Origin of the sequence: Azospirillum sp. B506, assembly GCF_000333595.1 — a bacterium.
GTDB lineage: Bacteria > Pseudomonadota > Alphaproteobacteria > Azospirillales > Azospirillaceae > Azospirillum.
In genome coordinates this window covers 1-1,711 of the sequence record NZ_BADK01000708.1, presented here as the reverse complement: position 1 = coordinate 1,711, position 1,711 = coordinate 1, and the positions used below count along the sequence as shown (strand labels likewise).

General features: G+C 72.6%; 1 protein-coding gene and 1 pseudogene. One reads left to right on the top strand and one right to left on the bottom strand.

Translation table 11 applies throughout. From position 1 onward, the window contains the following. Window positions 1-237: 237 nt before the first annotated feature. Window positions 238-684: a hypothetical protein gene (locus I71_RS21130; RefSeq protein WP_244433963.1), complete on the top strand. Its 447-nt coding sequence runs from the start codon at window positions 238-240 to the stop codon at window positions 682-684. Between the two features lie 46 nt (window positions 685-730). On the opposite strand, the pseudogene I71_RS21125 reads toward I71_RS21130, so the two are convergent. After that, window positions 731-1,711: pseudogene (locus tag I71_RS21125) on the bottom strand (glycoside hydrolase); the annotation flags it as partial.

Below are 1,711 nucleotides of genomic sequence, written 5' to 3'. Positions count from 1 at the left end.
CGACCGCGACCGGCGTCCAGCCCGTGACGTTGGACAGCCATTTGATCGGCGTCGGCCGGGGATCGCTGCGGCCGGCAGCCTCGGTGACCGCCGCGAAGTCCTGCCGGAGCTGGCTTTCCACCGGAATGCCGTTTGCGGCATAAGCCTCCACCGCAGCCAGCAGCGGATCCAACTCCTCCATCTTGCCGCCCAGGGCGCGGACGGCCTTCAGCCATCCTGCTGCTGAGCGCCGCCCCGTTGCAGGCCCAGACGGTTTCGCCCGACGATCCCGCCGGCCGCTGCAGCGCCACCGTCTCGGCCGCGCTCGGCGCCTGGGACACCGGTGTCGCGGCGGCGGAGCGCTTCGGCGACAAGGCCGCGGCGATGGCGCGCGAGAAGGGACGGGAATATCTGCTGCCGCTGCTGGGCATCGACCCGAAGACGGTGCCACCCGACGCAAGGGGCGGCACGAGCGACGATGTCGGCCGGGCGCTGGAGGAAAGCCGCAACGACCCGAAACGCCGCGCCGCCCTGTGCGCCGCCATCACCCGCGCGGCGGACGAGGCGAAGAACTCCGCCGGCGCCGGGCTGGACGCGCTGAAACGGGCGCTCGACAGCTGGCAGCTGACGCCACCCACCGCTCCGGCCCCGACACCCGCGCCGGGGCCGGAGCCGGGGAAGCAGGACGGACTGATCCGATCCTGAACCTGCCGCCCAAATCCGACTCGACTGAGGCCGGATCTGCTTCAGATCAGATCCGGCGCAGCGGGCGGCGGGCGCTCCAGACGCCGGCAAGGAAGGGCAGCGCCAGCAGGATCTGCAACGCCGCCCAGCCCAGGGCTTCCCAGTTCGGCCGGGTCCAGTCGACCTCGTGCAGCGCCTCCAGGAAGGGCAGCTGGCCGTAGATCAGCGATTCGAGCGGAACGAAGCCCTCGGCCACCACGGTCAGCAGTGCGGCCAACAGCAGCCCGAAGCCAAGCACCGACTCGACCGGCAGGCGGTGGACGGCGCCGCACAGGCCGCGCGGCTCGCCGTCGGCAACGGGAACCGCCGGACGGAACAGGCTGGCGATGCCCAGTGCATTCCGCGTCCCGCTCCCCAGCGGCCGGCGGGCAGTGCGGATCAGCCCCAGCGCCGGCAGCGCCACCGCCGGGATCAGCAGGTACGGGTTGGGGAAGTCGCGGTAGCGGCCGTCGAAGACGATCAGCAGCGACCAGACCAGCGCCGCGACGCCCAGCGCCACCGCGCTCCACCGCCCCACCCGCTCGGTGCGGGTCAGGGCCGGGCGGGCATGCCGCAGGCCGACCAGCGGCTCGCTCGCCAGACCGCCGCTGGCCAGCGTGCGGTGGGCGGTCAGCAGCACCGCCAGCGCCAGCGCCGCGGTCAGCGCCAGCATCGCCACGGCCAGCGTGGTGTCCTGCCAGTAATGCTTGCCATGCTCCGCCAGGAAGGCGGCGCGGACATAAAGCGTGGAGAGCGCCTGCGCCAGCAGGATCAGCACGACCCAGCCGGTGCCCGGCACCCGGCGGCGCAGCAGCGACAGCCCGCCCACCAGCACCAGCGCCAGCCCGCTCGACACCGCAAGCAGCCAGGGCCACGCGACATTGCCGACGACCGGCCCGGCCAGCGAGAATTTCGGCGTGCGGTCGGCGTTGTACAGGCCCCAATGGCCGCCGACGGTGCCCTCCAGCTTGGCCTTCCATTCCTGGTCGAAGGCCTCGATCACGTTGTA